The sequence below is a fragment of the Sporomusa sp. genome, assembly GCF_057736855.1.
The window spans coordinates 1-8,476 of the sequence record NZ_JBYKYF010000129.1 but is presented as its reverse complement, the minus strand read 5'-3'; the positions used below and the strand labels follow the sequence as shown (position 1 = coordinate 8,476).

Below are 8,476 nucleotides of genomic sequence, written 5' to 3'. Positions count from 1 at the left end.
AAGCAAACGAAACAATAAATGATATAAATGATACGCTTGGTGCAATTAATGATTCGATTGGCTCAAATGATGAAAAGCCTGAAACTCAAAAAAGAAAAGAGACGGGGTACGCTGAAAGAATGGAAACTAAAAAAGGGGTTGAAAAAGCTATTCCTGCTCCAAGGCTTTTTGATAAGGATGGTAGAGAAATTCGACCGGATTTACATGTAAGATAATGTGGGTAATCTTGTTGCCGTAGTATAGTACTAGAAAAACTAACTGCGACCATTACCTCTTGTCCTACATATCTGCCGCCTCATTCTTTGCTCAAATCCGACCTACGAGGAACATCGCATTCCTGCAAGCCCTACGACAGTCGCACTTTCAGGACTTCTCAAAATCTCGCTCCACAAACGTATTGCATTTTGATACGAAACTAGAATTTCTTGTTCCTCTTTGACCAATGCTCAATATTGTAGCTTATGTTAACAAATCAAACCTTTATTTTTACTATGCGGCGCAGTATACTTATTAATTATAGTATCCGACTCATAACTGAGCATAAATTGAATGAAGGGAGGATTTTTATGGTTAGAACAAAACGCGAGACTTGCAGTGATTGTGGCGGCAGCGGCTTAGTGCCCGCAGCCGAAGATGTGACAAGTGATTTGCATTACATCAACATACCTTGCCCAACATGCGGCGGAAGCGGTTATTTTGATGACGACGATGATTATTAAACTTTTTCAAAAAATAACACGTATCACTATCTCAACCTGAAACGATTGACAAAAAGTAGCCGTATCTTGCCCCAAAAGCAGATACGGCTATTTTTCATGTTCAGATTCAAGATGTCACATTTACCAATGTTTTGCAATATACCACAAGATCCTTCTAACGCTTAAATACAAGCAAACACCATTGGTGTGCGCACCGATAAATGTCCTACAGTTTTTGTATTTCAACTGCAGGGCATAATTTTTGATTTTGATATAGTTATGTAGAATCATTATTTTTCAGAAGTATATCTTGAGAAGCCATGAAATTCACTGCTTTTCGGCTAGTTTACATCGCCTTTTGGACAGTAGTTCAAATTTCCGATCCGTGACCTTGCAAATCCCCTCACCTTCACCATTTAGAAGTAGTTCGATTCTCCGAAGATCTGGTTTTATTAATGACATCTATTGTTTTTTCTCAAAATAATAGTCTAGCAGCTTTGCCATAAAGAAATCATCAAACTTAGTCATTTTTGCGCCTGTGATTCTTGTTATATATTTTAGTTCCTGCACAAGTTGTTCATGGAATCGCATCGGACAAACTACTGATATTATTCCCACTCTCTTATCACGAGTCATGGAGACAAACTGCTGAATTAGCTCCCTTGCAGCTTCGTCACTCAAATTTAACGTATTCCTATCTTTTATTCTACTCTTTGCTATTCCCACCAGTTCTGCTTTGCTTCCTCTGTGCGTTACCTCAATACTGATATCTCCAAATTCCTGCCCGTGGTGCGGGCTTGGTCTAAATCCATCAAAAACTACGAACAGTCTAATAATACAGTTATCCTTTTTCGCTATATTACACGTATTACAATTTTTATTACTCGTCTTACTGCATTTTTCTTTAATTGATTCAAACTTCTGTATTAAGGTTTCATACTGTGCTTCGGACAATCTACGCCCAGTTACAACATAAAACTCAGGTATTTCTTCTGGAGCAACATATTCCCCTTTTGTATTCTTTAGAAAACTAATAGTTCCTTCCCGAATATAAAAACTCTCGTTTGTAGGATCAAAATCAATATTGTAATAATTTCGCAAAGTTTCACTAATCTTATTAAGTAGATTACCAGTCGGAAATAGTATCGACACTTCATTTATATCAGAGAAATGATTCATATGTCCAGATTCGCATTGAAGGCTATAATTATCCTTTTGCGTATGTCCACACTTTGTACATATTAAAGCCCTATTCTTAGCAAAAATAAGTTTACTATCCCCACAATTAGAACAAAATCCGATACAGGCCTCTTGGCATGTATCACATTCAATTGAAATTTGGCTATAAAACGAGTCAAAAAGACTACTTAGAAGACTATTACAATCAAAGCTTAGCTGCATTGACTCCACTTTATATAATTTATTTAGAAAAACAGCAAATATTATATTTTCTAACATGTCTTTTTGTTTAGTACCAAAGGGTGCCCAAATCTCATCATTAATAACATTTTTTGCCTTAAATATTTCATAATCTTTACTATTATCGGTTTGTTTAAGATAAGCGATTATGTGCTTAATTCTTTTTACACTCCAACTTCTAAAAATAGAAGCGTTAAGATTGCGCGTTATATAAATTTTTCCTTGATTGCAATTTATTCCAAGAGTACTTGAGATATTATCATCAATTTCTTCATATAGGTGAGAAGATGTGATATCATACCCTCGGAATGTATCCCTCACCGTTATCTTTTCAGATAGATTAGGATCTGCAATAGTAACCTTTTGTGCTTCATCTGGTCCTGCGGTAGGTTTATAAAATGTGCCTCTGCGCATTTTTTCTTCACCGAATAAGTCTTTAATAAGCTTTTTTGTTAGCTTTATGCTATTTACTCTTGTTTTGTACAGGTCTGCAAATATTCTTTTGAGTATGTTTGTCACTTTATTTGGAGCACTTTGGATAGCTATAAATCCATCTGTAGTGCTAAGCCAAACAAAACATTCCTCCAGCTCATATATAAATTTAGGTTCTTCAGTTTCAGAAATATAACTATATTTACTGAGATAGGTAAAACAAAATTCAAATACTTCTTCATCAATTTTGACTTTATTTTTGTACCGAAGATCTTTGTAAGCATCTTCGTCCCCATATTCAATTGCATTGAGTAAATTACCCAGTTCACTTTCTATGCTACTAACAGGAATCCTTTTACATTTTCCATTAATACAAAACAACGTAAACCCCGGCTTTAGCCCATATCTATATTGTTCATAAGCATTATCAATATGACTTGTATTAATAGCAGGTGTAATTTCAATGATTTTTATTAATTGGTGTCTTGGCATTCTCAATAGAGCAGCTTTCACATCCCGAATATCTCTTGCCCCTATTACTCTCTCAATTTTGCTTTTTAAGGCATCTTTACCTACAACCTCCAGTAACATCTTACAGATACCTTCAAGTCTGATTAATTCCAATTTCGTACGGCTCTGCTTACTTAGCATACTGACCTCCTGTAGTAGTAAGGGCAAGTTGATTTTTTCCGTTTCTCTCACTAGAGCGTCTAATATTCACTAGTTAAAATATCTAACTACAGCAGTTTTTCTGCCCAATACTTCTTATAGAAATATATAAGTACTTTTTAGTTTTTTTTCTGTCTAAGTAGATAAAGCAGAAGAGCTTAAATTTAGGAAGGAACTATATGATTAGTTTCACCGTTACATTTCGAACAAAAAACCTTCATACAACACGCTCCTAAAATATTTTTCGTTATCCTACAGCATCCATTAAGCAAAGAGACATAATCCTCCAATAAAGGTGAATTATGTCTCTAATTCTTCATTCTACTATATTTCTCCTGTACACTTACAAAATTTTACGTATTTACATTCTACCTGGCATTTCACCTTTATATATAGTAATTATTTTCCAGAAACCACCCTGTAAAAGGCCAGAGAAATCAAAGTTTTCGACATCGTTTGGACAGAAGTCTCAATGGCTAACCACAACCTTGCAATCCGCTTTTTTCAGGAAAGTAAATTATTTGTCTATATTTTTCTAATTCATCTAGTGAAATTACATGGTACACACTGTATACCGACAATTGATTCTTCAAAACTAATTATTGGAACATCATTTTTCAAATCAAGATTTTTGACTAATTCATATTCTGACAATGGGTTACCTTTTTTCAGCATCATCCACATAATTGTGAGCAATGAAGGGATCTTTCCCTCCATTTTACTTATTTTAATTTTTCTCCCTGATCAACGAATCACTGCCTGACTATATTGCATTTCAGTGTGATTGGGATAAAGAATAACCCTTCCATGCAAGATCGATGCTTGCCATGTACTAGGCCGTAATGTCAAAATTATATTCTCCAAAATCTCACGAAAAGTTTGCCCATTGTGTACCTCAATCTCAGCGTCTAAATCTTCTTGGTGTAGCGCTGTTTCATACCGAAACACATAAGGCAAATTTGAGCGCAGAATCGGCAAAATCTCTCTACATGCAATCCTACCGTCAGGAAGGAATTCTACAGTGTCAAGGGGACGGGGTTGTGTCATACCGTACCCAATTATCCTAAATATCAGTCTATAACCATAGAAATAAGATAGTTTCTAATATGCCTGGAGGATACGAGGATACAGAAAAATCGTCCTGTGTATCTCACCAAATCAAATTCCTAATTAGTATATATACAAAGCATACTCTTCCTTAACTCCGTTTTTATAGTTACTTACAAAGGTTTTTGTACCGACTTCGTAATTGCATTTTGCATGACTAAATGCAACATTATTCATATCATAAAATAATCGGGCTGGTTCATCGCTAAGTAACCATGATTCTTTGTGGTCAATCGTAAATTCACTTATATCTTCAATTTTCTGCCCACAACGAAAACAAGTATCCATTCCGCATTTTTTGGCTAATTCAAACATCAACATTTTATTAAGCTTATACTTTGCGGTACTCAACTTTTCTCCCAGGATTTCCTCAATTTTCTTAGTCCTGCGTTGGTAGGGCTTAAGCCCGTCATCCGGAGTATTATGCCTCATCTTATTCGCATAAGATGCCGTACAACTTAAGCTACAGAAAAAGTGATTACGACCTGACCGTATCTGCCGCCGCACTTCTTTGTCCTGTCTTTCAAATTCTTTCCCGCAAAAATAACAAGTTAATCGCATAAATCAAAACCTCCACCTGATGTGTATTAGGCTATAAACCTAGTATACATTAGGTGGAGGCGACATTCAAGTTGTGGTGGAGGCGAGGAGAATCGAACTCCTGTCCAGAAGCATTACTGCATAGGCTTCTCCGAGCGCAGTCGGTGTTTTAAGTTTCGCGCTTTTGCCGCCCGCCGACAGGCTGCGCAAACACTATCTCGATAAAGTTTCCCAGTCGGCTCTCCGAGAATTGAGCCTCAGGTATCCCACTAATTGACGCCCTATCCTAGGCCGTGGGAGTGCGTAGGTAGGACGTTAGCAGATTAAGCTGCTAAAGCGTATTCTTCGTTTGCGTTTACTTTTTTTCCACCGTTTTGACGGGCAGATGGAACCCCGGCTCGCTACCTATACCATAACTACCCCTGTCGAAACCAGTACGCCCCCAAGTTATAGATATGGTATATTTTTTTGACGCAAACAAAGAGTTTTCATATTTTGTTACTATATTATAGCACAAAGATTGATTTGCGCCAAATAAAACTTTTTCCACTTAACAATGGCACAGGAGATAGCGGTAATCACACCGAATATACTGTGGCAAAAGGAGTGATAGGAATGAATCAGCAACACACCGGAGCGGTGCTAGTAATGCTTTCGGCTGCCGGTTTTGCTACCTTAGCAGTTTTTATTAAATTTGCTTATGCCGCAGGAGCAAATAGCATTACCATCCTCGCTGGGCGGTTTGTACTGGCAACTATTTGTCTTGCACTTATCTTAAAATTGCGCGGCATACCGCTAACGCTTGATAAAGGTCTAAGGAAACGGCTATTTGTATTAGGCGGACTGGGTTATGGGGCAATGTCAATGCTCTTTGCTTCGGCCGTCATGTATTTACCGGCATCACTAGCCGCTATGCTATTATATACGTATCCGGCGATAGTCAGCATACTGTCTTTTTTTATGGGCGATGAACAGTACCGTTGGTCAAAAGGCCTGGCACTGGTTATTTGTTTTTCAGGCTTGTTTCTGGTACTGGGTGTATCATTCGATAATGTCAGTTTGCTTGGCTGCGTCTTTGGTCTTAGTTCGGCAGTGGTGTATTCGATCTATATTGTTGCCGGTAACCGACTTGTAAAACATACCAACCCGCTGGTGACCACCACCTATGTCTGCGCGTCAGCAGCCATAGTATTTGTCCTCAGCGGCGCCGCTACCAATTCACTGATTGTTAGCCTACCCGCACAAGCCTGGTTGTCTATTATCGGTATTGCGTTGTTTGCAACCATTGTTGGCATTCTGGGCTTTTTCGCCGGAATGAGCCGAGTAGGAGCTACCAATGCTTCGATTATCAGTACTCTGGAGCCGGTTATCACCGTACTGTTATCAGTGGCACTGCTTAATGAAAAAATAACGCCACTACAGATAGGCGGCGGCATGTTAATACTTGTCGGTATACTGATTTTACAACTCTGGGCCGGAAACAAGGAATCGGAAAAGCGCTCTGAGAAGATTGGCTGCGCTCACATTGACGGCTAAAAATACTTATCACCAGTATCTATGTGAGGCTCACCAATCGATGATTTGCTAGTTACCCCACGCTACTCTTTCTGCCGCTCCCGTAGTGCCCGTTCCATATCCCGTTTAGCATCCCGGGCGGCAATATCTTGGCGTTTATCGTAAGTATGTTTACCAGAAGCCAATCCCAGTTCTACCTTGGCTAACCCTCTGGTAAAATACAGTTTAAGCGGCACCAGGGTATAACCTTTTTCTTTGGTTTTACCGATTAATTTATTGATTTCATACCGATGCATCAATAATTTGCGGGTGCGCAGCGGTTCATGATTAAAACGATTTCCTTGTTCATAAGGACTGATATGCATATTATGCAGCATAATCTCAGCATTTTCAATGCGGGCATAGGCATCCTTTAGGTTCGCCTTGCCTGCCCGGAGGGATTTGACTTCAGTGCCCGTAAGCACAATCCCAGCCTCATAGGTTTCGTGAATATGATAATCGTGGCGGGCCTTTCGGTTTTCCGCCGCTATTTTTATGCCTGCTCCTTTGCTCACCGCTTGTCACCTCTTAGAATCCGGCTAATATGCATAATTATTGTAGCCGATTTACAGCCTTACGTCAATTGGTTTGGCAACGATTGCTAATCCGCTATTTTTTCGGTGTCTTAGCCTTTTTAGGCTTAGTGACGGCAGAAGTTTTCCGTTTCGTCGCACTTGCCCGCGTCTTAGGTGCACTGCGTCTTGCCCCGGTGGCATTACGCTTTTGCTTAGCTAGCTGACTGCCAACCGCTTGCAAGGGGTTACCCGTGTCGGCAAGAACATAATCAATGGTGCGCTCTGCCGGGTTGACTTTGGCAACAATAATTCTAACTGGATTGCCCAGTCGATAGATATTACCTGTGCGCTCACCAATCAAGGCATATTGCTCTTCCACATACTGATAATAATCATCTTGCAGGCTGGATACGTGCACTAAGCCTTCTACCCCATTATCTATCTCCACGAAAAACCCGTAGGCAGCAACACCGCTTATGATGCCATCAAATTCCTGACCAACGAACTGAGCCATATATTCCACTTTTTTGAGGTCGACAGTTTCCCTTTCGGCTTCTGCCGCCGCCCGTTCACGTTCAGAAGAATGAAGTGCAATCTCAGGCAGCATAACTGATAGTTTTTGCCGGCGTTTAGCCGAGATATCGCCTTTAGAAAAAGTCTCCCGGATAAGACGGTGAACAATCAGGTCCGGGTAACGCCTGATCGGGGAGGTAAAATGAGTATAATAGGTAGCCGCCAAGCCAAAATGCCCCAGGTTTTCGGCATCATAGCGGGCCTGCTTCAGCGAACGCAACACAACCGTACTAATAATGCGTTCCTCCGGCCGCCCGGCAATTTTACTGAGCACTCGCTGCAGTGCCATGGGCTCAATTTCCGCGGTCTTAGGCAGCCGCTGACCAAAGGTATTCAGCAATAAATTGAGTCTATTCATTTTTTCCTCGTCAGGTTCTTCGTGCACCCTGAACATGGACGGCACACCCAGCCAATGCATATGTTCGGCCACAGTCTCGTTGGCTACCAGCATAAATTCTTCGATAATGGATTCAGCAATACTGCGGATCCTTTTTTCAATGGCAATCGGACGTCCTTGGTCATCGAGTTTGACTTTTATTTCCGGGAAATCAAAATCAATAGCTCCCCGGCGCATCCGGCGGTCTCGCAGAATCCGGCACAAGCGTTCCATTTGTTCTAACATGCCGACTAAGTCAGCATACTGTTCCCGTAGTTCTTCGTCATGGTCGGCCAGAATCTGCCGCACGATATTATAAGACAACCTGGTGCTAACACGAATAACGCTGGGAAATATTTCATAATCAACTACCCGTCCCCGCCCGTCGATTTCCATTTGGGCGGTCAGGGTTAAGCGGTCTTCCCCGGCATTTAAGCTGCAAATGCCGTTTGACAACCGTGGCGTCAACATCGGCAATACTCTGTCAACAAGATAAACACTGGTACCTCTAAGTCGGGCTTCATTGTCAAGAGGTGTGTTTTCCCGCACATAATGGCTAACATCGGCAATATGTACGCCCAATAAGTAGTTTC

General features: G+C 40.4%; 8 protein-coding genes and 1 other RNA gene. 3 read left to right on the top strand and 6 right to left on the bottom strand.

Going from position 1 to position 8,476, the window contains the following annotated elements:
• Both AC29Z1_RS09835 and AC29Z1_RS09830 read left to right on the top strand, forming a co-directional pair.
• Positions 1–215: hypothetical protein (locus tag AC29Z1_RS09835; protein ID WP_488271286.1), on the top strand; the 215-nt coding region annotated here is incomplete at its 5' end.
• Positions 216–566: 351 nt separating this feature from the next.
• Positions 567–719: a hypothetical protein gene (locus AC29Z1_RS09830; RefSeq protein ID WP_488271285.1), complete on the top strand. Its 153-nt coding sequence runs from the start codon at positions 567–569 to the stop codon at positions 717–719.
• 441 nt (positions 720–1,160) lie between these two features.
• On the opposite strand, the gene AC29Z1_RS09825 is transcribed toward AC29Z1_RS09830, so the two are convergent.
• The 4 genes from AC29Z1_RS09825 to ssrA form a co-directional block, all read right to left on the bottom strand.
• Positions 1,161–3,200 carry a hypothetical protein gene (locus AC29Z1_RS09825; protein WP_488271284.1) on the bottom strand — a complete coding sequence of 680 codons (2,040 nt, stop codon included), beginning with the start codon at positions 3,198–3,200 and terminating at the stop codon, positions 1,161–1,163.
• Positions 3,201–3,962: 762 nt separating this feature from the next.
• Positions 3,963–4,265 (bottom strand): hypothetical protein, encoded by a 303-nt coding sequence (locus tag AC29Z1_RS09820; protein ID WP_488271283.1) that lies wholly within the window; start codon positions 4,263–4,265, stop codon positions 3,963–3,965.
• A gap of 123 nt (positions 4,266–4,388) precedes the next feature.
• On the bottom strand, positions 4,389–4,886 hold the full coding sequence (locus AC29Z1_RS09815; protein ID WP_488271282.1) for an HNH endonuclease: 498 nt from the start codon (positions 4,884–4,886) through the stop codon (positions 4,389–4,391).
• Positions 4,887–4,960: 74 nt separating this feature from the next.
• Positions 4,961–5,309, bottom strand: a transfer-messenger RNA (tmRNA) gene (gene ssrA / locus AC29Z1_RS09810).
• 171 nt (positions 5,310–5,480) lie between these two features.
• Between ssrA and AC29Z1_RS09805 the strand changes: the two genes are divergently transcribed.
• Positions 5,481–6,401, top strand: coding sequence for a DMT family transporter (locus AC29Z1_RS09805; RefSeq protein ID WP_488271281.1), 921 nt, complete (start codon positions 5,481–5,483; stop codon positions 6,399–6,401).
• A gap of 62 nt (positions 6,402–6,463) precedes the next feature.
• On the opposite strand, the gene smpB is transcribed toward AC29Z1_RS09805, so the two are convergent.
• The gene (gene smpB / locus AC29Z1_RS09800) at positions 6,464–6,934 is read right to left on the bottom strand and encodes an SsrA-binding protein SmpB (RefSeq protein WP_488271280.1); all 471 of its coding nucleotides are present in this window, start codon (positions 6,932–6,934) and stop codon (positions 6,464–6,466) included.
• 94 nt (positions 6,935–7,028) lie between these two features.
• Positions 7,029–8,476, bottom strand: a 1,448-nt coding sequence (gene rnr / locus AC29Z1_RS09795) for a ribonuclease R (protein WP_488271279.1), incomplete at its 5' end; no start/stop codon positions are given.